Annotated in this window: 19 protein-coding genes; 6 read left to right on the top strand and 13 right to left on the bottom strand. The window is 59.8% G+C overall.

Annotated elements, in window-relative coordinates; all coding sequences use genetic code 11:
• Positions 1-48: 48 nt before the first annotated feature.
• The 9 genes from G5306_RS04255 to G5306_RS04215 all read right to left on the bottom strand — a co-directional run bounded on the left by G5306_RS04255 (position 49) and on the right by G5306_RS04215 (position 12,402).
• Positions 49-1,971: a flagellar hook-length control protein FliK gene (locus G5306_RS04255; RefSeq protein ID WP_421312451.1), complete on the bottom strand. Its 1,923-nt coding sequence runs from the start codon at positions 1,969-1,971 to the stop codon at positions 49-51.
• 67 nt (positions 1,972-2,038) lie between these two features.
• Complete coding sequence (gene fliJ / locus G5306_RS04250; protein ID WP_421209539.1) at positions 2,039-2,479, bottom strand: flagellar export protein FliJ; 441 nt, start codon at positions 2,477-2,479, stop codon at positions 2,039-2,041.
• Between the two features lie 27 nt (positions 2,480-2,506).
• Positions 2,507-3,838 (bottom strand): flagellar protein export ATPase FliI, encoded by a 1,332-nt coding sequence (fliI, locus tag G5306_RS04245; RefSeq protein WP_421312450.1) that lies wholly within the window; start codon positions 3,836-3,838, stop codon positions 2,507-2,509.
• A gap of 52 nt (positions 3,839-3,890) precedes the next feature.
• Positions 3,891-4,709, bottom strand: a complete 819-nt coding sequence (gene fliH / locus G5306_RS04240) for a flagellar assembly protein FliH (RefSeq protein WP_421206214.1) — start codon at positions 4,707-4,709, stop codon at positions 3,891-3,893.
• 68 nt (positions 4,710-4,777) lie between these two features.
• Positions 4,778-5,839, bottom strand: a complete 1,062-nt coding sequence (gene fliG, locus G5306_RS04235) for a flagellar motor switch protein FliG (protein WP_216951816.1) — start codon at positions 5,837-5,839, stop codon at positions 4,778-4,780.
• Positions 5,832-7,538, bottom strand: a complete 1,707-nt coding sequence (gene fliF / locus G5306_RS04230; protein WP_266134068.1) for a flagellar basal-body MS-ring/collar protein FliF — start codon at positions 7,536-7,538, stop codon at positions 5,832-5,834. Before fliF ends, fliG begins: the two co-directional genes overlap by 8 nt.
• A gap of 45 nt (positions 7,539-7,583) precedes the next feature.
• Positions 7,584-7,901, bottom strand: a complete 318-nt coding sequence (gene fliE, locus G5306_RS04225; protein ID WP_042011636.1) for a flagellar hook-basal body complex protein FliE — start codon at positions 7,899-7,901, stop codon at positions 7,584-7,586.
• Between the two features lie 347 nt (positions 7,902-8,248).
• Positions 8,249-11,353, bottom strand: coding sequence for an efflux RND transporter permease subunit (locus G5306_RS04220; protein ID WP_421312449.1), 3,105 nt, complete (start codon positions 11,351-11,353; stop codon positions 8,249-8,251).
• Positions 11,353-12,402 carry an efflux RND transporter periplasmic adaptor subunit gene (locus tag G5306_RS04215; protein WP_421312448.1) on the bottom strand — a complete coding sequence of 350 codons (1,050 nt, stop codon included), beginning with the start codon at positions 12,400-12,402 and terminating at the stop codon, positions 11,353-11,355. Before G5306_RS04215 ends, G5306_RS04220 begins: the two co-directional genes overlap by 1 nt.
• Before the next feature lie 199 nt (positions 12,403-12,601).
• On the opposite strand from G5306_RS04215, the gene G5306_RS04210 reads away from it, so the two are divergent.
• Together G5306_RS04210 and G5306_RS04205 are read left to right on the top strand one after the other, a co-directional pair.
• Positions 12,602-14,140: a sensor domain-containing diguanylate cyclase gene (locus G5306_RS04210; RefSeq protein ID WP_421312447.1), complete on the top strand. Its 1,539-nt coding sequence runs from the start codon at positions 12,602-12,604 to the stop codon at positions 14,138-14,140.
• A gap of 45 nt (positions 14,141-14,185) precedes the next feature.
• Positions 14,186-15,061: a patatin-like phospholipase family protein gene (locus G5306_RS04205; RefSeq protein ID WP_005338362.1), complete on the top strand. Its 876-nt coding sequence runs from the start codon at positions 14,186-14,188 to the stop codon at positions 15,059-15,061.
• 70 nt (positions 15,062-15,131) lie between these two features.
• Here G5306_RS04205 and G5306_RS04200 read toward each other — a convergent pair whose 3' ends face one another.
• Together G5306_RS04200 and G5306_RS04195 are read right to left on the bottom strand one after the other, a co-directional pair.
• Positions 15,132-16,472, bottom strand: coding sequence for an APC family permease (locus G5306_RS04200; RefSeq protein ID WP_005338365.1), 1,341 nt, complete (start codon positions 16,470-16,472; stop codon positions 15,132-15,134).
• 199 nt (positions 16,473-16,671) lie between these two features.
• Positions 16,672-16,938: a helix-turn-helix domain-containing protein gene (locus G5306_RS04195; protein WP_005338367.1), complete on the bottom strand. Its 267-nt coding sequence runs from the start codon at positions 16,936-16,938 to the stop codon at positions 16,672-16,674.
• A gap of 258 nt (positions 16,939-17,196) precedes the next feature.
• Between G5306_RS04195 and G5306_RS04190 the strand changes: the two genes are divergently transcribed.
• The 4 genes from G5306_RS04190 (at position 17,197) to G5306_RS04175 (ending at position 21,696) form a co-directional block, all read left to right on the top strand.
• On the top strand, positions 17,197-17,793 hold the full coding sequence (locus G5306_RS04190) for a hypothetical protein (protein WP_201909695.1): 597 nt from the start codon (positions 17,197-17,199) through the stop codon (positions 17,791-17,793).
• A 308-nt stretch (positions 17,794-18,101) separates the two neighbouring features.
• On the top strand, positions 18,102-19,121 hold the full coding sequence (gene ompA, locus G5306_RS04185; RefSeq protein WP_421312446.1) for a porin OmpA: 1,020 nt from the start codon (positions 18,102-18,104) through the stop codon (positions 19,119-19,121).
• A 309-nt stretch (positions 19,122-19,430) separates the two neighbouring features.
• A complete protein-coding gene (ompA, locus tag G5306_RS04180; RefSeq protein WP_421223357.1) occupies positions 19,431-20,429 on the top strand; it encodes a porin OmpA in 999 nt (332 codons plus the stop codon).
• Between the two features lie 229 nt (positions 20,430-20,658).
• Complete coding sequence (locus tag G5306_RS04175; RefSeq protein ID WP_421206207.1) at positions 20,659-21,696, top strand: OmpA family protein; 1,038 nt, start codon at positions 20,659-20,661, stop codon at positions 21,694-21,696.
• 92 nt (positions 21,697-21,788) lie between these two features.
• Here the strand turns inward: G5306_RS04175 and G5306_RS04170 are convergent, their stop codons facing one another.
• Positions 21,789-23,483 carry an NAD-dependent malic enzyme gene (locus G5306_RS04170; RefSeq protein WP_421312445.1) on the bottom strand — a complete coding sequence of 565 codons (1,695 nt, stop codon included), beginning with the start codon at positions 23,481-23,483 and terminating at the stop codon, positions 21,789-21,791.
• Between the two features lie 69 nt (positions 23,484-23,552).
• Entirely contained in the window at positions 23,553-24,410 is an 858-nt protein-coding gene (locus G5306_RS04165) for a helix-turn-helix transcriptional regulator (RefSeq protein WP_421312444.1), read from the bottom strand.
• Between the last annotated feature and the right edge of the window lie 62 nt (positions 24,411-24,472).

Below are 24,472 nucleotides of genomic sequence, written 5' to 3'. Positions count from 1 at the left end.
ACCCTAGTCTCAAACTTGTTCGATATCATAAACTTACTCGGGATTGCATCAAGCATAGAAATCTATTCCTGAACCGTTTGTCGATTCCACCGACAAATTGGGGTTGGTCGTAGTGACCTCCCCGTCAAGATGGCTATGACCGGAGTGTCCCTCTCCTGATTGTCCCTGCCCGGCAAACGCCGACTGACCCTGCTGTTGTTGCTGCGGTGACTGTTGTGACTGCTGCTGCACCTGGGTCTGGCCAAGCTGGATCCCCTGCCCTGCCAGCATGTCACGCAGACGGGGCATCGCCTGCTCCAGCATCTCACGGGTCTGTCCGTGCTGGACTACAAAATGGACGCTCGCCTGGCTGGATGCGTCGATCTGGATCTTGATCTTCATCTTGCCAAGGCCGATGGGGTCTAGCTGAAGCTCGGCCTGCTGCAGCTTGTCGGCCAGCATCAGGTTTACCTTCTTGTGCAATTCGGCGGGTGCTTCCTGACTAGACAGTTTCAAATGGGGTAAATTCTGCGGTTCACGGCGCAACGTGCCCTCAGCGGCGGGCGCCCGGCTATCGGCTACCTGTGGCTGAGTCTGGCTGTTCTGGCCATGCTGAACGGTCTGGCTCGGGCTGCTCTCGCCGCTAGATGTCGTCGCAACCAGGCTCTTCTCAGACTCACCGGCCTTCGGTTTTACCTCAAGCGAAACCGCTTTGCGCACCTCGTCGGTGCCTGTCACTTCCATCTGCCTGATCCCGGCTGAAATGCTCGACAGCGGTGCTTGCGGCCCCTGAGATTCGGCCTGCGCCAACACCTGCTGCGGCGCCACCATCACGGGTGCGGCAGCGCTATCGGTCTGAGTCGTCACATTTGGCGTCACGCTGCTCTGGGCTGTGGCACTTTGCACTGTCGTCACTTGCGCCGCACCTGGATTGGAGGATGTGGTTGTCGCTGCCTGCTGTCCCCCCTCGGCGCTACTCTTATCAGCTCCCTTGCCAGCCCCATTAGCGATGCTCTCTACGGCAGTAGAAGTGGTTGAGCTACCCGCATCTGGTTGTTTGCCCCCCTCACCGAATGCCTTGAGCACCGCCCCCTGAATCGCGGCTTGAGCAGCTTGTCCCTTGCCGGTCACGACGCTGCAGGCAGCGGGGTCGGATTTGCTGTCATCTCCCTCTTTCACTGCGGGTGACTCACCACTATTTGCCGCATTGGCGGACGCCTCAACCGGCAACACCCTGGCCAGTTGGGCCATCCGCTCAGCCCCCGTAAGGGGCTTGGTGAGCTTGCCATCTGCCCCGAGGGTTTCGCCCTTGGCAGAGGCTATCTCCCCGGTCTGCCCATCCGCAGTAGTGGCGACATCTTCACCTTCAGAGGAGAGAACGGCAGCAGAGGCATCGCCCTGCGCCACCACTCGCGCCGCTGAGGACGATACCGTGGTATCAAGAGTCGAGTTGGCGGTCGTCGCCAGAGGCGACTGCGCCCCAGTCTGACCAGCAAGCTGGCTGGCAATCCTGGCTGCGGCTGGGGTCTGCTCGCTTTCATCAAGCGCAATCCCCTCCAGCTCACCCTCTTGCGGCAACGGATTGCCGTCTACCGCAGTGGCGCTCTGTTGGGCCGCCACCGTCAGCTGGGGGGTCACTAGCGAGGTATCGAGCTTGAGGGAGTCTTGCAGGCGCAGCAGAAAGTCGGTGGCAGGGACCTCCTCCGCCTTGTTGTCGGCGTCAGGATCCTGCTCCTTGCCGATCTCCTCTTTGGGAGAGGCGCTCTCGGTCGCCAAAGATTTGGCTGATCGGACATGGTTACCGCCCTGAGTGGCCTCGGCGGCGCCCTGTTCGCGGTTCCGGGCCTTGGCAATCAGGGTGGCGAAATCACCCTTGCTGTCGCTACCGGTTCCCTCATCGATACTTTTGCTCTCGACGGAACCGCTCAGAGGCGCTTTGTCCAACCCGTTGGCCGGAGCCGAAGGCGTTTGTGTCAACAGTGTCTGCATCATGATGGGATCCCTGAATTCTGGTGGCCCCCAAAGAGATGGCCGCCGACAATGTTCATATCAAAGCAAGTTACAGGCCAGATTGATGAAAGCGTCGCAACATGGCGTACTCATCCAGCATCTTCTGCTCCTGACGCTGGGCTTTCTGCTGCTCGCGGCTCGCCTGCTTCTCCAGCAACAGCTCCACCGCCTTGCGCCGCTGCTGAGCAGCCAGCCACTCTTCACGGCGTTGTTCCAGCGCCTGACGAACCTGCAACACCCCTTCGTACTGCTGGGTCGCTGCCTGTTCGAGCTTGTTGATAAAGGCGTGATACTGGGTGTTTTGCTGGGGTGAAATCCCCTGCAGGCCGCGATCGGTCCACTGCTGGTGATAGATCTGGCGGTACTGGTTGAGGGCATTTTGCTGATCCATGAACAGCTTGAGATCCTGCTGCGCCTTCACCAGTGCCAGCGCACACTGCTGCTCCGCTTCCACCAGCCGATCGGCCAACAATAGCAACCCTTTACTCATCGTCGACCTCTCTGTTACCGACCATCATCAGCGCATCAATGGCATCGCCACCATCTGCAAGGCTTGCAGGCCATCATCGTAGTGAATGACCTCGCGCATCCCCTGCTGCAAGAACTGATCCAGATAGGGTTTTTGAATGATGGCACGGTCGATGCGCGGATCGGAACCCTGACTGTAGGCGCCGATGGTGATGAGATCCCGGTTCTGCTGATAGAGGGAGTAGAACTGCTTGAGGGTGCGCGCCAGATCCATATGTTCCGGCGAGGTCACCATGGGCATGACCCGGCTGATGGACTTCTCGATGTCGATGGCCGGATAGTGGCCCGCATCGGCCAGCTCGCGCGACAACACTATGTGGCCATCGAGGATCGCTCGCGCCGCATCGGCAATGGGATCTTGCAGGTCATCCCCCTCAGTCAGGACTGTGAAGAATGCCGTGATGGAGCCCTGGCCGTCACTGCCGTTACCCGCCCGCTCCACCAGCGCCGGTAATTTGGCAAATACCGACGGTGGATAGCCCTTGGTCGCTGGCGGCTCGCCCACCGCCAGTGCGATTTCCCGCTGAGCCTGGGCGTAACGGGTGAGGGAGTCCATCAAGAGCAGCACATTAAGCCCCTGATCGCGGAAATACTCGGCGATGGCCAGCGCCGTCTCACACCCCTTTAGCCGCATCAGCGGCGAGGCATCGGCGGGAGCCGCCACCACCACGGAGCGGGCTCTCCCCTCCTCTCCCAGAATGTCTTCGATAAACTCTTTCACTTCCCGGCCCCGTTCACCGATGAGGCCGACCACCACCACATCCGCCACCGAGCCGCGAGTCATCATGCCAAGCAGCACCGATTTACCGACACCGGAACCGGCAAACAGCCCCATCCGCTGGCCCTGCCCCACCGTCAGCACGGCATTGATGGCGCGTACCCCCACGTCCATCGGCTGATGGATCGGGCGGCGAGAGAGCGGGTTGATGCGGTGCTGGGCAAACTGCACCGTCCGGGACGAGATAATGGGGCCGAGGCCATCAAGCGGCTGGCCGATGCCGTCGATGACCCGACCAAGCAGGTTCATGCCAACAGGAATACCGTGCTCTTCGGTGATGGGCACCACACGGGCACCAGGGATAACCCCCTTGAGCTGTTCACTCGGCATAAGATAGAGGCGATCGCCCGAGAACCCCACCACTTCGGCCTCCAGCGCCCCATCCAGGGTATCGATGCGACACAAGGCTCCGATGGCGGCACGGCAGCCGATGGCTTCGAGGGTCAGCCCCACCACCCGGGTCAATTTGCCGGCAACCGGCGGTTTGGGGGCGCTGTCGCGAACCTTGTACCCTTGCAACCGGTTCAGTAGCGAGCCGCTCATCTGGCCTCCTGAGAGCTAAAAAGTGCAGCCGGACGGCAACGTCCGGCATCGGTTATGGGCGTGAGTCCTGCGAAGCCGGTTTCTGCGACGCATTGTCCCGCAAGAAGTTGCGCAGCAACTGATCGATGCGCCCGGAGAGGGTCAGATCGATGCTGGATAGCTCGGTAGCCAGTTGCAGATCGCCGGGGGAGAGGGTGGGATCGCTTTGCAATCGCCAGTGGCGCTTGGCGCACTCGTCGGCGCCAAATGCCTGTTCGATTCGCGCGATATCGTCGGGATGCAACATCAGAGTCACCCCCTGTTCGGCGGCAGGCAGCAAGGCCAGCCCCTCCTTGAGCGCCTCCAGCAGGATGCGGGGCGAGGTCTCTGCTTCATGGCGAATGAGCGCGCGGGCCAGTTGCATCACCAGCGAGACCAGTTGCTGCTCTACCGCCAGATCCAGCGCGCTCAGGGGATTGGCAAGGCGTGCGGCGAGACCCTGCCAGTGGGCGATCTCCTGCTCCACCAGATCGCGCCCCATGGCCAGCCCCTCCTCGCGCCCCTGTTCGAGACCTGCAGCATGACCCTGTTGCAATCCTTCCAGTTTGCCCTCTTCGAGCCCCTTGGCAAAACCGGCCTCGCGCCCTTCGGTCAGTCCCTCTTCCCAGGCGGCCTGACGGATCGCTTCGAGCTCTTCGGCGGTGATGCTGGGGGTCGGCTCCTGCTCGGGTTCCGGCTCCACCACCTCCTCTTCCTGCTGATACCAGTCAGGTGCAAGACCGAGCGCATTGGTCTCGGCCTCAGCCACCACGTCCATTTCGGGCCAGCCCCAGGCCTCTACCCGGGTCTCTTCCCCTTCAGGCCGCACATAACCACGCAGCTTGTTGTTCATCTATTCGCGCCGCTCCTTGCCAAGACAACATACTGGGCGGCAGACAGGTTACATGAGTTGGCCATGGTTTAGAGGAACTCCTCGCCACCGCCGGAACCCAGCATGATCTCGCCGGCATCCGCCAGACGGCGGGCGATGGAGAGGATCTCCTTCTGGGCAGCCTCCACCTCGGAGACCCGGATCGGCCCCATGGCCTCCAGATCGTCTGCCAGCATTTCTGCCGCCCGTTTCGACATGTTCTTGAAGATCTTCTCGCGCATCTGATCGTCGGACCCCTTGAGGGCGCGCTGCAACAGATCCCCAGGCACTTCCCGCAGCAGAGTCTGGATACCGCGATCGTCCACATCGATGAGGTTTTCGAACACGAACATCAAATCCTGGATCTGCTGGCTCATCTCTTCGTCCGACTCGCGGATGGAGTCCATCAACTGGCCTTCGATATTGGTATCCAGATAGTTCATGATGTTGGCGGCTGCCTTCAGGCCGCCCATCTTGGCTGCCTGGGCACCGGCCGCACCGGCGAACTGTTTCTCCATGATGTCGTTCAACTCTTGCAGTGCCGCCGGTTGTACCTCTTCGAGGTTGGCGATACGCATCACCAGATCGAGGCGCACCTGCTCCGGGAACTGGCTCAGGATCTCGGCGGACTGCTCCGGCTCCAGATAGGAGAGCACTATGGTCTGGATCTGCGGGTGTTCGTTCTGGATGATGCTGGCCACCTGACGGGCATCCATCCACTTGAGCGAATCGAGGCCACGGGCGCCGGAACCGAGAATGATCTGGTCCACCAGATTGCTCGCCTTGTCCTCGCCAAGGGCCGCCACCAACGCCTTGCGCACAAAGTCTTCACTACCGATACCTATGTTGGTGTACTTCTGGATATCGTCGATGAATTGACGGTGCACCGCCGCCACCCGATCGTGACTGAAATCGGACATGGAGGCCATCGACATACCGAGCCGCTGCACCTGCTTGGGTTCGAGATGGCGGAAGATCTGGGCGGCATCCTCTTCGTTGAGGCTCAACATCAATACAGCCGCCATCTCCATACCGGACATCTGATCCAGCAACTGGCGCTGGCTGTCGGTAATGTCGTTGCCGGTCACCTGGCTTTTAGTTTCTTCAGGCATCTTTGGTTACCCACTCTTTAATGACCTGAGCGGCCAGATCCGGTTCGTTCGCCACCAGCGCACGCACCGCCTTGAGCAAATCTTCGTCACGGTGCAGATCCGGCAGTTTCAGCTGACCATCGCGCACCCCGAATACCTGCTCTCCCTCAACCTGGGCTGCCAGCAAGCTGAGCTCGTCGTCACCACCCAATACGGTGTGGTTGTCAAAGTCAACTTCTCCTTCCGGCTTGGCATCCGGATAGAGCAACCGCTTGAGCATGGGGCGAACCACGGTGACGATCAAGACAATAATCACCAGTACCGAGGCGGCAATCCGTACCGCACGCCAGAACCAGGGCTGATCGTAGAGCGGCACCTCGGCCACGGTATCAAGCTCGGGACGATTGAACGGAATGGCGACCACCTCGAGGGTATCACCACGGGTCACATCAAAGCCAAGGCCACCGCTCAGCAAACGGCGCAGGGTATCGAGTTCCGCCTGGGTGCGCGCTTCGCGGGTCACGGCCCCGTCGGCACCGGGCACCGCCTTGTAATCCACCGCGACCGAGACGGTCATGCGGCGAATGCCCCCCATCTGACGCCGGGTATGGCTGACGGTGGTATCCAGTTCGAAGTTGCGGGTCGCCTCTTTGCGAGAACGCCCCGAGGCAGCAGCGCTGGCCCCATCACCGCCAGTGGCCTGTTCAGGAATATTGGACGCGGCAGGGGGCTGGTTGCTGAGAGCCCCCGGCACTCCGCCATTGCTGCCGCCGGAGCTGTTCTCTTCCAACGTCATCTCGGAGCGCACTGCAGGCAGATCCGGGTTGTAAGTCTTGCGGGTCTGCTCCTGCTGGGAGAAGTCGAGGGAGAGATCCACTTCCGCCGTATAATTGTCGGCGCCAAGCACCGGGATCAGAATGGCGTCAATTTTTTGCTTGTACTCCAGCTCCTGCTTCTGTTGCATCGCAAATTCCTTGCGCGTCTGGGCAGAGACGGGATCCTGGGAGCCGGAATTAAGCAGGCGGCCATTCTGGTCGGTGACGGTGACACGAGTCGGCTCCAGGCCATGTACCGCAGAGGCCACCATATCGACGATGGAGTCCACCTCCCCCTGCCCCAGTGCCGCCCCTTTCAGGTTGAGTACCACGGTAGCACTGGGCTTGCGCTCGTTGCGGGCAAAGACGTTATCTTTGGGGATGGCCAGCAGCACCTGGGCCTTGGCCACATTCTGGAACTGTTCAATGGCGCTCGCCAACTGGCGCTCGCGACTCAACTTGAGGCGCTCGGCCTCCATCCGCTGGCTGACACCGAAACTGGAGTCCTTGAGCAGAATATCCTCTCCACCATTGGCTACATCGGCCGCATTGGTGAGGCCGGCCCGGGTCAGTGCCAAACGGATACTAGCAAAGTTCTCGGCACTGACCAGCACGCTCTTGCCATCGACCTCATAGGGGATCTTCTGCTGATCGAGGAAGTCGAGGGTCTTGACCAGCTCCTGAGTGGTATAGGTGCCAAGAGGGCGCATATCCGGCTCCTTGCCCCACAGCAGGATGAAGACGGCGATGGCCAGGCAGATGGCAAGCCCCAGGATCAGAGTGATCTGGCGCAGTACATCGGTATTGGACAAGAATCCCAGTGCCGAGCTCTTCTGCTCGTTGGCATCGAGGGCGGCGGTGCCCTCATCGTTTATCAGCAGATCGCCATTTTGGTCAGTAGCCACGATTTATGTCCTTATTGCTGACATGTCATGATGCACGGTCATCGCTCAGACCGGCATATTCATGATGGTTTTGTAGGCATCAACCATCTTGTTGCGCACTTGCACCGTCGCCTCAAAGGCGATGGAGGATTTTTGGCCCGCGATCATCACCTCGGCCAGATCCACCGACTTGTCGCCCATATCGAAACGGGTGCGCAGATCATTGGCTGCGCCCTGCAACTCGTTGACGTTACCGAGCGCCTGCTGCAACAGCAGGCCAAAATCGGAGGTCACCTGACGGCCAGGCTGTGACAGCGGGGTTGCACCGGCCTCTACCTTGAGAGCCTGCATCTCTTGCATCAGGCTGCTTGCACTAATTTCCATTTTCTGTCCCCAGACAAATCATTGACGCTGACGGACCAAAAGCAATAAAAGTGCCAATTAGGTAAAAACGATCTCAAGCCGCAGAAATGGAGGGGAAAAAGAGATGATGAGGGGGATCGGGGAATAGGCCGCTTCACGCACGGCACGGCTCCGTAACCGGCCACACCGTAGAACCGTGATGTTTGTCGAGCCACTTGACCAGTGGTTTGTTGTGAAGATTAACCACTCGACGGGCTATCAGTCCGGGGGGATGGCGCGTGCAGAGCCGGCTATCGGGCTCTGCACGCTTGCGGGTGCGGACTGATACGCTCCGCGGCCCCAGTCAAAGCTGGCATCGGACACTGCCGTTATGGCTCAGAAGTGTCCCCCCTGGCGGCCAGCGCCTCATCTACCTGCTGATCCCGCTGCCCGGTCATGCTGGCGTGACGGGCGATCAGGTGGTAGGTGGCGGGCACCACCAGCAGGGTAACCAGGGTCGCCAGGGAGAGACCGAAGAAGACCACGGTCCCCACCGCCATCCGGCTCTCGTAGCCAGCCCCCATGGAGAGCATCAGCGGCACAGCGCCGATGATGGCGGTGAGCGAGGTCATCAGGATCGGCCGCAGACGGCGCACCGAACCCGCGATGATCGCCTCTTCGAATCCTTCACCGCGCTGACGCAACTGGTTGATGAACTCGACGATGAGAATACCGTTCTTGGTCACCATGCCGATCAGCATGATCATCCCGATCTGGCTGTAGATGCTCATCTCCTGCCCCGTCAACCAGAGGCCAAGTAGACCGCCGAAGATGCCGAGCGGCACCGTCATCATCACCACGGTCGGGGTGAGGGTGCTCTCGAACTGGGCCACCAGCACCAGATAGACCACCAGCAGGGCGAGGCCGAAGACCATCGCCATCTCCCCCTGATTGTCGCGGTAATCCTTGGAGTCACCGGCGTAATCGACCGTCATGCCGCTCGGCAGATGCTCGTTGGCCCAGCCATCGAGGAAGTCGAGCGCCTCGCCCAGAGTGTGATCCGGTGCCACATCGGCGGTCAGGGTCACCGCCTTCTGGCGTTGATAGTGGTTGAGGCGGTTGGCGGTCGCCACCTGCTTGACGGTCGCCAGCGTCGAAAGGCTCACCATCTCGCCATTGGCCGCCTTCAGGTAGATGCGGCCGAGATCCGAGATGCCGTTGAACTCCTTCTGGTTGGCGCGCAGGTAGACGTCATACTCCTCGCCCCTGTCCACATAGGTGGTCTTGCTCACCCCGCCCAGCATCGCCTGCAGAGTGCTGGCAACGGTGGAGACCGGTATGCCGAGCTGGCTGGCGCTGTCACGTGAGACGGTCACCTGCAGCTCCGGCGTTTTCTCGGCGTAGTCGAGATCCGGGCTTATCATCAGGCCGCTCGCCTGCGCCGCTTTTTGCAGCGCCAGCCCCTGCTGGTAGAGCTCGGCATAGTCGTTGCCCTGCAGCACGAACTGCACCGCAGCGGTAGAGCCGCCACGAAAGCCTGGCTGGAAGGTGCGGATCATCACGTCGGGAATAACCGACAGCTTGGCCCCGAGCGAGCGGGAGAACTGGGTGGCGGTGATGTCGCGCTCGGCCCAGTCGGTGAGCTGGATAATCACCATACCGGTCTGATCACCGCCGCGGCCAAAGGCGGGGGTACTGAAGCTCATCGCCTTGACCACCCCCTGGCCCAGCATCGGCATGATGGTCGATTCTACCTGCTGCATGTTGCGCTTCATCCGCTCGATGCTGGTCCCCTCCGCCCCCTTGACGAAGACGAAGACCACACCGCGATCCTCGGTCGGGGTGAGACTGCTAGGCAGCTGGGTAAAGAGGGCACCGATACCGGCCAGACAGAGCAGCAGCGCCAGCGGCATCCAGCGGGAGCGACGCAGCAGCCCCTGCAGCAGGTGACGATAGTGCCCCTCCATCCGGCCCAAAGCGCGATCGAGGGCCGCCGTCAGCCGGTTCGGCTTGTCGAGCGGGCGCATCAGCCAGGAGCCCATGGCCGGGGTGAGGGTCAGCGCCACCAGCGAGGAGCAGAGCACCGCCAACGAAAGCAACATCGCAAACTCGGTAAAGAGCCTGCCCACCATACCATCCATAAAAGCGATGGGAATAAAGACCATTACCAGCACCGCCGTGGTGGCGATGACCGCAAAGCCCACCTCGCGGGTGCCGTGCCAGGCCGCCAGCAGGGGGGGCTCACCCCGCTGCAGATGGTGGTGAATGTTCTCCACCACCACGATGGCATCATCCACCACCAGACCGATGGCGAGAATAAGCGCCAGCAGGGTGATGAGGTTGATGGAAAAACCGAGATACCAGGCGCCGATAAAGGCGGAGATGAGCGACACCGGGACCGTGATGGCCGGAATGAGTGTGGTGCGCCCCTGCCCGAGGAACAGATAGAGCACTGCCACCACCAGCACGGCACAGATGGCCAGTGTTTCATATACCTCGTCGATGGCCTGCTTGATAAAGATGGTGGAGTCGTAGTCAACCTCAAGGGTGGCCCCCTCCGGCAGGAAGCGCTGCATCTCCACCAGCTTCTTCTCCACCCCCTGTGCCACCGCCAGCGGGTTGGCGGTGGACTGGGCGACGATGCCGATACCCAGACTCTCGCGGCCATTGCGCTGGTAGGCACTGTCTTCGTTCTTGGCTCCCACCTCCACATCAGCAATATCGGCCAGATAGACACTCTGACCGTTGGTCGCGGTACGGACCTGCAACTGCTGGAAATCTTCGGCGGTGTGGTAGAGCCGGGCAATCTGCACCGACATGGTCATGGAGTTGTTGCGGATCTCGCCACCCGGCAGCTCGATGTTCTCGCGCTTGAGGGCATCCTGCACATCCGCCACCGTCACGCCGCGGGCCGCCATATCGGCCGGCCTCAACCGCACATACATCACCTGGGTCAGATCGCCGGAGAGCGCCACTTCACTCACCCCATCCACCAGGCTCAAGGGGTCGACCAGCACCCGGTTGGCGTAGTCGGTCATGGCGGTGCGATCCATCTGGCTGCTGCTGAAGTTGAGCCAGATCGCCACGTCACCGCTGCCGCTATCCTTGGTCACCAGCGGTTCGTCGGCATCCTCCGGCAGCTTGCTCTTGGCGCGAGTCAGGGCGTCGCGCACATCGGAGACCCCCTCCACCATGTTCCAGCCAAGCTTGAACTCCACCGTGATCATCGAGCGCCCCTTGCGGGTCACCGAGTTGATATTCTTGATACCGCTGATGCCGGAGAGCTGATCCTCGATGGGCTTGGTGACCTGACTCTCCATCACTGCGGGAGCCGCTCCCTCATAGGTGGTGGTGATGGAGACCGACGGGATCTGCACGTCCGGCATCTCCCGCACCGTCAATTTGCTAAAAGCGACCAGACCGAACACGCTGAGCAGGGCGCTGAGCACCACCGCCACCAGCGGTCGGCGTACTGAGATATCGGAGAGCCACATCAGCCATTCACCTCCGCCAGATCGTGCACCTTGGCACCATCACGCAAGTTGACCAGCCCCTCGACCACGATGCGATCGCCGACTTTCAGCCCCTCGGTAACCCAGACAGTCTCACCCTCGGTCTCGCCGAGCACCACTGGCACCCGCTTGACCCGGCCATCGGCCTCAAGGCGATAGACGAAACGCTGCTCGCCGGCGTACTCCACCGACTGGGCAGGGATCAGAGTGAGCTGGCGGGAGGGGAGCAAGAGCTCCACGTTGAGCAGCATGCCCGGGCGCAACTGGCCGTTATTATTGGGTAACTCGACCCTCGCCTTGATGTTCTGGGTCTCGTTGGAGATACGGCTATCGAGGGTGGTGAGGGTGCCGTTAAAGCGCTGATCCGGCCAGGCTGCGCTGGTCGCTGTCACCGCCATGCCGGGGCGCAGCAGGGAAAGGTAGCGCTCCGGCACTGCCAGATCGAGGCGCAGGGTGTCGATATCGTCGAGGTGCAGCAGGGTATCGCCGCTATTGACCAGGGCCCCTTCGCTCAAATCAATCAGGCTCACGGTACCGGCAAAGGGAGCGGTGAGAGTGCGCAGGGAGAGTTCGTAACGGGCGGCATCGACCCGCGCCTGCACCTGATCAACGGTGGCCTCCTGCCCCTCCAGCACCGACTGGGTGACGGCTCCACGGGCGACCAGCTTGCGCATTTCGGTCAGCTTGCGATTCTCGTCGCGCAGACTGGCACTCTGCTCGGCCAGCTCCGCCTGTTGCTTGCCCGCATCCAGCGCGACCAGCGTATCGCCCTTGTTGACCTGCTGACCCGACTGCACCGCAATCTTGACCAGGCGCCCGGTCACCTCGGGAGTGATCACCACCGAGTGGTTGGCCACCAGTTTACCTACCAGCTTGAGAGTCGGCTCGGCCAGACTCTGCTCGACGGTCTGGGTACGAATATTTATCTCGCGGGAAGGGGCTTTGGCTGCTGGTTGCAAGTGGCCAACCGCCCACCAGATGGCCGCTACCAGAGAGAGCAGGCCGAGGCCAATCCAGATACGCATTTTCATCAAACAATCCATGAAGTGTTAAGAAGGGGAAATCTGAGTGGGGGCCATTTTAGCCCCAGACTATGCCGTGACTATGTATAAATGTGACAAAACGTAACAGGTGCATGGTGAACTCACCCGGTTTCAGGTAGTTCAGTTTGTTTTCACACCACATCGCATACACTAACGACAATTTCCTTCGCAACCCGACTGACTGCCTATGCCCAACATGTCTGGCCACCGTTTTCTCACACGCCTGACCTGGCTCCTGTTCGCCGTGGTCATCCTGCTGATTGGTTTGACTTTGTGGCAAAGCCTGAAACAGATTGAACGCCTCTATCAAAGCGATACCCTCAACAGTGCCATCTACCTGCGGGATCGGTTCAAACGGACCGAAGTATTTCTGGAGGCGATGCGCGGGCAGGCTGAGGAGCGACTGCGCAGCGACCCCCAGTCGGTGCTCACCCGCCAGCTCTATCGCCATATCGAGGCGCTGCCAGAGGGGCTGGCTCTCGACAAGCTCCCCGGTGATTTGCCGGCCGGACTGGCAGGCAACCTCACCGGTGATGGCCCGCTGCCGCCCCCCGGCAGCGAGCGTGAGGCACGCATTCATCTGGCCCTGAGCCTCTCCCCCTTGCTTGCCACCGCCAGCCAGCGCCTTGGCAACGAGATCGCCTGGGTCTACTTCACCGGTGTGGACAACTTTATCTATCTCTACCCTTGGCAACCCTCCAGCCGGTTTCGCTTTTATCCCACAATCTACCAGAAGAGCTTCTGGCAAGATGCGCTGCACAGCACCAATCCGGACAAGAAGACCGTTCTCTCGCGCCCCTATGAGGACTTTATCGGGCGCGGCCCCATGGTCACCATGTCCCAGCCCCTCTACAAAGAGGGAACTCTGGTGGGAATGATCAACATGGATGTGCTGCTCGCCCGCCTGCAGCAGCAGCTCGATCAGATGACCCCGGCGCTGGGGGAATATCTGCTGCTCAATCAGTACCACCAGGTGCTGGCCAGCAGCGCGCGCCAACCCGTGGCGCCGCAAAACACCGAACCGACCGGCGAATATCAATGGCGGCAAGGCACATTGCAGCTGACCATGGCAATCCCAGATACCCCGTTGCGACTGGTGCACAACGTCACCCTGCTGCCGCTGGTGTGGGCCATGCTCTGCCAGTCCACGCCGACCCTGCTCGCCATCCTCTTTATGCTGCTGGCCGCCCTCTCCAACCTGAGATCCCATCGCCTCAACCAACGGCTCAATTACCTCTCCTGCCACGATGCCCTCACCGGCGCCTTCAACCGGCACTATCTGGTGCTGCTGGAGCAGGCGGGAGAGCTGGCCCGGTTGCAAGCGGGGATCCTGATGTTCGATGCGGATCACTTCAAACGGGTCAATGACAACTTCGGCCATGCAGTCGGCGATATCGTGCTGATCCGGCTGGTGCAGATCTGCCAGCAGCAACTTGGGCCCACAGATCGCCTGATCCGCTGGGGGGGCGAAGAGTTTCTGCTGCTGATTGGCCGCGCAGATGCAACGCAGCTCGGCGAGCTGGCGGAGCGGCTGAGAAAGGCGGTGGCAGATCACGACTGGGCCGCCATCGAACCCGGGCTGGAAGTCACCATCAGCCTCGGCTATCTGCCCCACCAGGAGAACCTTCCCCTGCACGAAGCGGTGCGCCGCGCCGATGTGGCGCTCTATCAGGCCAAGGCCAACGGTCGCAACCGCAGCGAAAGATGGCAGGGTGACGCCTCCTGACTCTCGGAGTAAGCTGACCCCTCAACCCCTTTTTGGAGGACTGTCGTGCCACGTAAACCCCGCGTAGGGCTCGCTCTCGGGAGCGGCGCCGCCAGAGGATGGGCCCATATCGGCGTCATCCGCGCCCTTGAACGTCTCGGCATCAAACCGGATTTGATCGCTGGCTGCTCCATCGGCAGCTTTGTCGGTGCCGCCTATGCCGCCGGTGAACTGGATCGGCTGGAAACCTGGGTGCGCGGCTTTACCCGCCTGCAGGTGGTCAGCCTGCTCGACCCGGCCCTCTCCGGCGGGCTGTTTCGCGGCGAAAAGGTATTTGGCCTTGCCGCCAGCCATCTGGGGGATCCCGATCTCGAGAATCTGCCCATTCCCTTCGCCTGCATCGCCACCGAGCTCGATACCGGCCGCGAAATCTGGCTGCAACAGGGCCCGCTGCGCCAGTCGGTGCGCGCCTCCTGCGGCATGCCGGGGATCCTCACCCCGACCCGGATCAACGACCGCTGGCTGGTCGATGGCGCCGTGGTCAATCCGGTGCCCATCTCGCTGGCCCGCGCCATGGGGGCCGAGGTGGTGATTGCGGTCAACCTCAACACCGATATGCACCAACCTTGGACCGACGAGCCGGATCAACCCGGCAGCGGCGGCCTGCTCAGCCAGTGGCTCAATCGCGGTGAATCGGCGCCAGCCACACCGGGTCTGTGGAGCGTGATGAGTGGCTCCATCAACATCATGCAGGAGCGGATCACCCGTGCCCGGATGGCCGGTGACCCGCCGGAGATCCAGCTCTGCCCGCGCCTTGGCAGCTTCTCCATCATGGATTTTCATCGCGCCAGCGATGCCATCAACGAGGGGGAAGCCTGCGTCGAGCGCAATCTCGATCAGCTCAAGGATGAACTGGGCCGCCTCGGGTTGCTGGGCAGTTAGTTGTCGGCATGCTGCGGTTTACATATGAAAAAAGCGCCATTCGGCGCTTTTTTTCAACTCACTTACCCGGTCACTCCTTACGGTAGAAGAGCAACCCGAGCAGAATCACCCCCACAGAGACCAGTAGATAGAGCCCCAGACTGGGATTGGTGATACCGCCATACAGAATGATGAGCGCGCCCAGGGTGGCACAGGTCGGGATCACAAACCGCTTTATCCAGCCCAACTCGGTAAAGGTGCGCATGTACCAGACATAGAGGAACAGATAGAGGCCATAAATCAGCACGATCGGCATCTCGTCCAGGGCGATGTAACGACCGAATGTCTCGTTGATGCTGCAGTACCACAGCACTGAGTAGATCACCGACAACAGCGCTGCTGCGAGGGCCGAGTTGATTGGCATGTGGTGATGCGGTTCGATACGGCTCATCCACTTGGGGGCCGGCCCCTGATTGCGGATCGCCAGCGAGTAGGGAATACGCATGGTCGCCAACACCAGACCATTGAGGGTTCCGAGGCAGGAGATAATCACGAACACGGTCAAAATAGTCGAGGCAGTCCCGCCAAACAGGCTGGTTGTCGCGAGATTTACCGCGTTATCCCCTTGCGCCACTATCTCGTCCGTCGGCAAGACACTGGCGATCCCCAGAAAATAGGTGACATAGACCACAAAGACTATCAGGGTGCCAATCACCAGCGCTCTGGGCAGATTCTTCTTGGAATCGCGAATTTCGCTGTTGATGGTCACGGCGGCGATCCACCCCTCATAAGCGAAGGCGGTGGCAACCACGGCCGTGGCCAGCGTGCCTCCGGTGCTTCCTATCCCATCCATTGCCTGCACAAAGTTGGTCACGGTGACACCATTGAGCAAGCCTGAAATGGTGCCCACAATGGCAACCAGGATCAGCGGGATCAACTTGATCAGGGTAGAGCCCACTTGCAGCTTGCCCGCCAGGACCGGGGTGTAGAAGTTGATCAAATAGGTGACCGTCATATAGACAGCCGCCAGTATCCAGGTCGCACCAGAGTTGGTCGGATTATCACTACCAAGCAAGATCATGGTGTACAGAGCGGCGACCCAGGCAAGGATGGCGGAAAGAGGGGCGTAATAGAGTACGCCTTTGAACCACCCCACCAGATAACCAAACATTTTGCCGTATGCCGCTTCGGCATAATCGACGATACCGTTGGACTTTTCGATCCGCTGGGCAAACTCGGCAAACACCAGCGCGCCGAAGATCATCGAAAATGCCCCCAGCGCCCATGCCAGCAGCGCAATGGCCAGATTACCGCCAGTCAGACGCAGTACATCATCGGCCTTGAAGAAGACACCGGAGCCGATCACCACGCCGACCACCATCGCAATGGCAGTCATCAGGCCATAGCGTTTATCCAACTCATTACTGCTCATACCCATACTCCATACGATTGCTCATATCATCCTGAATGTAATAGTGTTCAGGTGGCCAGATACCACCAGGGGCCCACTTTTCGGGGCCGCTTATTCTCGTTGGCCTGCATGGATAATTCAAAGCGTGTTAGATCAAAATATCGATCGGCGACCCAAAAAAAATACCGCCCGAAGGCGGCATTTCTATTCACATCGATAATCACGCCTTGGCGAGGTCATCCGGGCCAATCTGGCCAATTTCGGCGACTTTCTTGTCTGCCAGCAGCCAGAGGGTGAACTTGTGCAGATCCGGGTGGTGCGCCAGGGCAACCAGGAAGGCGCCCCCAACTTCACGGTAACCCAGCTCGTAGTTTTTCAGGGTTGTGGGGGGAACACCGAGCAAATCAGCAAACTTCGGACGGCTCAAACCGACCGCTTCACGGATCTGACGGATCTTCTTGCCAACAGTGACGATATTTGAATTCATAATGTTCCATACTCCGTTTGACGGATTAAATCCGTCTTTATTTTTCGCGACGACTCGTAGTCAAGTGTATCAGTTTTGTACGGACTCGTTATGGTCGAGCCTCTATCTTTATGAGCGCCTTTCGGCGACAACCCTTATCTTCAACGTGGGATGGTAATCGCTCAGCTGTCTCAGGTAAACAGTCTCGAAAAGAAACCTTTATTGTTGCCACCAGAATAACTCGTATAATCCGCCAGCTACCCATTAAGAGGAATAAGTATGGCGTTTCCCGGCATTATCTCTCGCCTACACCCGGTTTCTGACCCGGCCCAATTGCAACAACAGCTCAGTCAAGGTGCACAATATCGTGCCGAAGCATTCTGGCTTCCGGCCTTGATGTCCAGCCAGGCCAGCGAGCTGTTGGCCGCCCTGCCGGAGAGCTGCAGCCTGTTTCTTGAACAGGAATCGCATAACCTACCCTTGCGCAGCCACGATGGTGCCCTGCATAACAATGAAGAGCTCACCACGGTAAACGGTCAGACAATTGCGCTGGCAAGCGCCCCGGGTGATGGTGGTCTGGTAGCTGAATCGGGCATGTGCGAGATGGCCGACTGGCTGGAGGCGGGACACCGCCATTTCATCTGTTCAGCCGCGGTTCAGCCTGTGGCACGAGCCATCCTCAACATCTGGCCCCTGGATCCCTATCTGGCCCGCCACTACCTGATGGCGTTTACTCCCCTGCTGAAAAGTGCAACGGAAGCAGACTACCTCGAGGTGTTCACTGCCAGAGCAAATCCTGCCAACCCGCACTCCGACTGGGTTCAGGCCTATATGAAGCTGGAAAAAAAACTGCACAGGGCCTATCTGGATCACTAATTAATCTGGATAAACAGCCATTTAAGGTCACGACACAATTTGCCACAAGGCTCATTTGTGAGCTTGATCATGTTTTAAAATCGGCATAGAGTGCGCCTCGTCATCGGAATGACATCAGTTGCCTGGCAGTGGTTTCTCACGCATTGCGTGCCATGCCAGCGCACTCGACACACCAGGAGAGTGTGCAACCCGGTTATACCGGGTCATCTGCCAGACTCGACGCCAGCCGTACGGCGGAGCCTGCAGCTTACATAAATTACAAAGTGTGAAGCACGTGAATAACGTGCGATCTCAACGAGGATTTTTTTATGATGAAAATGGCTCCTTCCATGATCGCCATCGCCATGGCTGCTCTGGGTGCTACCGCTGCTCACGCCGCTGACGACATCTACTTCGGTGCCGGTGTCGGTGCTACTCACTTCAACGGCCTGAACAAGCTGGAAAGCACCAATGTAGGCCAGGAAGACGCGGCTGCCGCCAACGCCTTCATGGGTTACAACTTCACCGAAAACTTCGGTACCGAACTGGGCTACCAGTACACCGGTCGTGGCAACACCGACGGCAACCGTTACGAGAGCCAGGGTGCCACCCTGTCCGGTATCGCCCGTATGCCGGTTGGCAACAACTTCTCCCTGTTCGCTGAAGGCGGCGCCTACTGGGGTCACACCGACGGCCTGGGCACCAGCGACACTAAAGTTTCCCCGCTGGCTGGCGCCGGTGTGACCTACAAGGTAAATGACGCGCTGGATCTGCAAGCTCGTTACCGCTACATGTGGGACGTGGCTGACCTGCACGCCAACGGTGAGCGTTACAAGGCCAACCAGAGCATCGCTACTCTGGAAGCGGTATACCACCCGTTCCGCACTTCCTACGTAGCTCCGGTAGCTGCCCCGGTTGTTGAAGAAGCACCGGCTCCTGCTCCGCAAGTTGTAGAGAAGAACTTCGCACTGAACTCAGACGTGCTGTTTGCCTTTGGCAAAGAGACTCTGAAGCCGGAAGGCGTTGCAGCCCTGAATGCGCTGTACCAGCAGATCGTTGAGTTCCAGCCGAAAGATGGCAACGCTGTTGTTGTTGGTTACACCGACCGTATCGGTTCCGACGCGTACAACCAGAAGCTGTCTGAAGCCCGTGCCCGTACCGTTGCCAACTTCCTGGTGAGCAAAGGTATGGCTGCCAGCAAGGTTGCCATCGAAGGTCGTGGCGAAGCCAACCCGGTTACCGGCACCAAGTGCAACGGTATCACCGCTAAAGCTCAGCTGATCTCCTGCCTGGCTCCGGATCGTCGCGTAGAAGTTCGCGTATCTGGCGTACAAGAAGTTCAGCAATAATCTGACCTCGTTCAGATAGTGCGAAAAAAAGGGATGCTGCGGCATCCCTTTTTGTTTGTCTCGTTCTCGCTTGCATCCCTCATTCCCGCCTCCCTGCCCTTGCCTGCCCCGTCTCGAAAGCATAAAGTAGTTGCGCCTGTAAGGTGTTGGATAAGCACTAAAAAGCGCTTCTTGTCCGGTCTGTTGTCCATGACGCCACTGCCTCATGAGTGTCCATAAGCCTTCGCTATCCACTTTGCTGGCGGTTTTTTCGCAGCAATAAAAACAAGTGCATTGCCCGACATGGGCTAACACAACGAGGATAAACCGATGAAACTCAAAATGGCTCCTACCCTGATTGCACTGGCGCTCGCCGCCGCAGGAACCACGGCTCAGGCCGCCGATAACTGGTATACCGGTGTCGGTGCCGGTTGGGCTTATGCTCACAACCTGGATGACTTCGGGACAGACACTGACAAGGATGCCACCGCGCTCAATCTGTTCGGCGGCTACAACTTCAACGACTACTACTCGGCAGAACTGGGATACCTCTACGCAGGTAAAGCGGGCGTTGACGGTGCCGATTTCAAAACCCAGGGTGCAACCCTCTCCGGTATCGCCCGCCTGCCACTGGGTGACATCTTCTCGGTGTTTGCCGAAGGTGGTGCCTACTTCAACCACGTCAACGGCAATGGCAACAGCGACAACGGCACTGCGCCGCTGGCCGGTCTGGGGGTGACAGCCAAGCTCTCCGACCTTATCGATGTGCAAGCCCGCTACCGCTACATGTGGAGTCTGGGTGACGAGCAGAAGACCTGGGAGAGCGACATGAGCGTCGCAACCCTGGAGCTGGTGATGCACCCGAACCGCACCACTTACGTGGCCCCCGCTCCGGCACCAGCACCCGAGCCAACCCCAGAACCTGTGGTGGTTGACAAGAACTTCGCCCTGAGCTCTGACGTGCTGTTTGCCTTTGGCAAATCCACCCTCAAGCCAGAAGGTGTCGCAGCGCTCAACACCCTGTATCAGCAGATCGTCGACGTACAGCCAAAAGATGGCAGTGCCGTGGTCGTCGGTTACACCGACCGTATCGGCACTGACGCCTACAACCAGAAACTCTCCGAAGCACGCGCCCGTACCGTAGCCGACTTCCTGGTTGGCAAGGGCCTGCCGGCTGGCAAAGTTGCCATCGAAGGCCGCGGTGAAGCCAATCCGGTCACAGGCACCCAGTGCAACAGCGTCAAGGGCAAGGCTCAGCTGATCTCCTGCCTGGCGCCGGATCGCCGCGTTGAAGTGCGCGTCACCGGTGTGCAACAAGTCACACAATAATCCTGATCATCTGGATAAGCAGGAGGCCATATGGCCTCCTTTTTATTGTCTTCCATGCCGCCCACCTCAGGCTATCTTTCCTCTTCCCGCATGGTTTCAGTGACATAGGTTCACTTATGGCCGCAATCCACACCTCTTGAGTGGTTAAATACAACCTGTCACCTATACATAAGTGTGGGGTTTGACCAGCAGGCAGCCCCACTAAACCACACATCGACGAGGATACGCGATGAACATAAGATTAAAACCTGTGTGGATTGCACTGGCATTGGCGAGCACAGGCGCACAAGCAGTACCGGTCCATGACTGGTATGCCGGGATAGGCGGTGGCTGGGCGATAGCCCACGATCTGAATGATTTCAGCCAGGATGTCAGCAAGGATGCGACTGCGCTCTCCCTGTTTGGCGGCTACAACTTCACGGAGAACCTGGGCGCCGAAATTGGTTACCTCTCCACAGGTGACTGGGATATCAGCGGTCATGAGTTCAACAGCAAGGGAGCTACCCTGTCTGTGATTGGTCGTTTGCCGCTCAGCGAGATGTTCTCGGTGTTTGCCGAGGGTGGTGGCTATATCTATCACGTTGAATCGATCAATGGCGGGGACGACAACCTGGCACCGTTGGCAGGTCTGGGAGTGACGGCCCGGCTCCATGACTGGGTCGATCTCCAGGCCAGGTATCGTTATCTGGTCAGGGTCGGCGATGATCCTGACAATGACAAGGCAAACAGCGGCACCCAGCGTTGGGTCAGCGACATCAGCACAGCAACCCTGGAAGTAGTGATCCATCCCAATCGCAGCCAGCCGACAGAGCCGGCTCCCACGCCCGCACCGGTCGTGGTTCCCCCGCCACCGGCCGAACCGGAGGTGGTAGATCAGACCTTCAACCTCAGTTCCGATGTGTTGTTCGCCTTTGGCAAAGCGGACTTAAAACCGGAGGGGATGAGCGCGCTGGACGCTCTCTACCAGCAGATCGTCGATGTACAACCCAAGGATGGCAGTGCGGTGGTGATGGGATATACCGACCGTATCGGCTCGGATGCCAGCAATCAGAGGTTGTCAGAAGCTCGGGCCCAAACCGTTGCCGACTTTCTGATCAACAAAGGGCTGCCTGCCGACAAGGTAAGCATTCAGGGCAATGGCGAGAGCAATCCGGTCACCGGCAACCAGTGTGACGACATCAAGGCCAGAGCCGCCCTCATAGACTGCCTTGGGCCGGATCGCCGGGTCGAGGTGCGCGTCACCGGCGTACAGGGCGCCAGCGAGTAGTTGATCTTGAGGCGATAACCATGTCAGACGTGCAGTAAAAAGGGATGCTTTCGCATCCCTTTTGCTTTGCCGTGGCATTCCCTTCTCCCCAATCAGAAGGAGGTGCGGCGGTAGCGGCGATACTCCGGATGCCAGAAGTTGGCGTCGATGGCCTGATCGATCACCTCGTCCGGGGTCTGCACCGCCTTGCCCTGCAGCATGGCGGTCTTGGCCACCATCTTGGCGATGTAGCGGGAGACCTGATGGATATCCGCCAGGTCCGGCAGCAGGGAGCCCTCCTCCCCTTTCACCAGCGGCGAGCACTCCGCCAGCGCGCGGCTGGCCGACATCAACATGGCGTCAGTCACCCGGGTGGCGCCGGAGGCGATGACGCCAAGGCCGATCCCCGGGAAGATGAAGGAGTTGTTACACTGGGCGATGACGTAGCGCTTGCCCTTGTACTCCACCGGTGCAAACGGACTGCCGGTTGCCACCAGCGCCTGACCGTCGGTCCAGCGGATGAGGTCTGCCGGCGTCGCCTCGACCCGGGAGGTGGGGTTGGAGAGCGGGAAGATGATGGGACGGGCACAGTGCTTGTGCATGGTCTTGACCACCTCTTCGGTAAACAGCCCCGGCTGACCGGATACCCCGATCAGGATGTCCGGGCGACCGTGTTCCATCACCTCCAGCAGGGATATGTTGTCCCCCACCGGCCAGTCTTTGATCCGCTCCACCGGCTGGGAGAGACGGCGCTGGAAGTCGAGCTGGTTGGGGATCTTGTCGGTGATAAGACCAAAGCGGTCCACCATAAAGACCCGGCTGCGGGCCTGCGCATCGGTCAGCCCTTCGGCCTTCATCTGCGCCACGATCTGCTCGGCGATGCCGCAACCAGCGCTGCCCGCACCGAGGAAGGCAACCCGCTTCTCGGAGAGCTTGGCACCGGAGGCCTTGCAGGCGGCGATCAGGCTGCCCAGCGTCACAGCCGCGGTACCCTGAATATCGTCGTTGAAGCAGCAGAGCTCGTTCTTGTAGCGGTTGAGCAGCGGCATGGCGTTGTTCTGGGCGAAATCCTCGAACTGCAGCAGAATATCGGGCCAGCGGCGCTTGACCGCCTGAATGAAGGCATCGACAAACTCGGCGTACTCATCCCCCGAGATACGCGGATTGCGCCACCCCATATAGAAGGGGTCATTGAGCAGTTGCTGGTTGTTGGTGCCCACATCCAGCACCACCGGCAGGCAGTAGGCAGGCGAGATGCCGCCACAGGCGGTGTAAAGCGACAGCTTGCCGATGGGAATGCCCATGCCGCCGATCCCCTGATCACCCAGACCCAGGATCCGCTCGCCATCGGTCACCACGATCACCTTGACGTTCTGCTTGGTGGCGTTTTGCAGCATGTCATCGATCCTGTCCTTGTCCGGATAGGAGATAAACAGGCCACGGGCGCGGCGATAGATGTTGGAAAACTCCTCGCACGCCTTGCCAACCGTCGGGGTGTAGATGATGGGCAACATCTCGGTCAGGTGGTTGTGCAGCAGACGGTAGAAAAGCGTCTCGTTGGTATCCTGGATGTTGCGCAGATAGATGTGCTTGTCCATGTCGTTGCCAAACGCCATGAACTGGCGATAGGCGCGCTCGGCCTGCTCTTCGATGGTCTCGATATTCTGGGGCAACAGACCTTCGAGGTTGAAGTTGCTGCGCTCTTCGCAGGTGAAGGCGCTGCCCTTGTTGAGCAAAGGGGTCTCCAGCAGGGCGGGACCGGCGTAGGGAATGTAGAGAGGACGTTTCTGGTTATTATCTTCAAACATGGATCTTGGTACCTAAACGGTTAGCTAGACGCAGGGACCCGCCGATCCTAGGGGCTTGTCTCATTAATTTCAAAGAGTTTGCACATCCGTTGCAAAAGGTTTGCGACCCAGTCGACGAAAGGCGCCGGGGGTCTGACCAGTCAGACGACGAAAGCGGTTGGCAAAGTTGGCCCCATCGCTGTAACCGACCCGAGCCGCCAGCTCGCCAAGTGGCCAGTTGGTATAGAGCAGCAGCTGGCGCGCCTTGTTCATTCTGAGCTCGGTCACCCTCGCCATCGGCCCCATACCGAACGCTTGCTGACAGAGGCGATGCAGATGAGGCACGGAGCAGGCCATCTGTCGGGCCAGCAGGGCGACACTCCAGGGCTCGTCCAGGCGCGCCTCCACCCGGCGAAACAGCGCCTGCAATCTGAGTTCAGGGGTGCCGCGCACCTCCCCTTGCAGGGTACGCTCCAGCAGCGCCAGCAACAGGCTAAGCAGTTGGGGTTGCAGCGAAGAGCGAACCCCCTCCCCCTGCATCAGGCTGAGCAGATGGTAGAGCTGATCGCCGCCATCCCCTTGCCAGATACGGTGACCAAGGCGGTGCAGGTGCTGCCAGCGCGGCACGTCATCGAGCAAAATCCAGCTGATCTGCCAGCTTTCGCCAATCAGCTTGAGACCGCCAGGCACGGCGGCGGGCAGGAAAATCAGCGACCCGGCCGGAATGGCTTGCTCCCCCTCGTCGGTGAGCAGCGCGCCACCCTCATCGTGACTCACCATCAGAATATGAAACTCGGGGCGATTGCGACGGATCAGGTAGTGACCCCGCACCCGGGAGAGGCCGGTCAGGAAGATCCCCGCCTCGCCGAGCAGGGGCAGCCCTTCACGTCCCAGCATCTGCTCTTCACAGGCTGGCGCTATCTCCAGACACTCGCTGGCAAATGGCATAACACCTCAACAGGATAGTTTTACACAAGAAAATCGAGAGCTACTCACAGTGAGAAGAGCCT

This window comes from Aeromonas sp. 603404 (assembly GCF_049171775.1).
GTDB lineage: Bacteria > Pseudomonadota > Gammaproteobacteria > Enterobacterales > Aeromonadaceae > Aeromonas > Aeromonas veronii_A.
The sequence above is the reverse complement of the archived record's forward strand: the minus strand, read 5'-3'. Positions and strand labels throughout refer to the sequence as shown.

Excerpts from the sequence above, each read along its gene's own strand:
- G5306_RS04215 (WP_421312448.1), bottom strand. The coding sequence starts at position 12,402 with ATGAAAATGCGTATCTGGATTGGCCTCGGCCTGCTCTCTCTGGTAGCG.
- fliG (WP_216951816.1), bottom strand. The coding sequence starts at position 5,839 with ATGCCTGAAGAAACTAAAAGCCAGGTGACCGGCAACGACATTACCGAC.
- fliI (WP_421312450.1), bottom strand. The coding sequence starts at position 3,838 with ATGAGCGGCTCGCTACTGAACCGGTTGCAAGGGTACAAGGTTCGCGAC.
- G5306_RS04175 (WP_421206207.1), top strand. The coding sequence starts at position 20,659 with ATGAACATAAGATTAAAACCTGTGTGGATTGCACTGGCATTGGCGAGC.
- G5306_RS04200 (WP_005338365.1), bottom strand. The coding sequence starts at position 16,472 with ATGAGCAGTAATGAGTTGGATAAACGCTATGGCCTGATGACTGCCATT.
- G5306_RS04220 (WP_421312449.1), bottom strand. The coding sequence starts at position 11,353 with ATGTGGCTCTCCGATATCTCAGTACGCCGACCGCTGGTGGCGGTGGTG.
- G5306_RS04165 (WP_421312444.1), bottom strand. The coding sequence starts at position 24,410 with ATGCCATTTGCCAGCGAGTGTCTGGAGATAGCGCCAGCCTGTGAAGAG.
- ompA (WP_421312446.1), top strand. The coding sequence starts at position 18,102 with ATGATGAAAATGGCTCCTTCCATGATCGCCATCGCCATGGCTGCTCTG.
- G5306_RS04195 (WP_005338367.1), bottom strand. The coding sequence starts at position 16,938 with ATGAATTCAAATATCGTCACTGTTGGCAAGAAGATCCGTCAGATCCGT.
- fliH (WP_421206214.1), bottom strand. The coding sequence starts at position 4,709 with ATGAACAACAAGCTGCGTGGTTATGTGCGGCCTGAAGGGGAAGAGACC.
- G5306_RS04190 (WP_201909695.1), top strand. The coding sequence starts at position 17,197 with ATGGCGTTTCCCGGCATTATCTCTCGCCTACACCCGGTTTCTGACCCG.
- G5306_RS04255 (WP_421312451.1), bottom strand. The coding sequence starts at position 1,971 with ATGATGCAGACACTGTTGACACAAACGCCTTCGGCTCCGGCCAACGGG.
- fliJ (WP_421209539.1), bottom strand. The coding sequence starts at position 2,479 with ATGAGTAAAGGGTTGCTATTGTTGGCCGATCGGCTGGTGGAAGCGGAG.
- G5306_RS04210 (WP_421312447.1), top strand. The coding sequence starts at position 12,602 with ATGCCCAACATGTCTGGCCACCGTTTTCTCACACGCCTGACCTGGCTC.
- fliE (WP_042011636.1), bottom strand. The coding sequence starts at position 7,901 with ATGGAAATTAGTGCAAGCAGCCTGATGCAAGAGATGCAGGCTCTCAAG.
- G5306_RS04170 (WP_421312445.1), bottom strand. The coding sequence starts at position 23,483 with ATGTTTGAAGATAATAACCAGAAACGTCCTCTCTACATTCCCTACGCC.
- ompA (WP_421223357.1), top strand. The coding sequence starts at position 19,431 with ATGAAACTCAAAATGGCTCCTACCCTGATTGCACTGGCGCTCGCCGCC.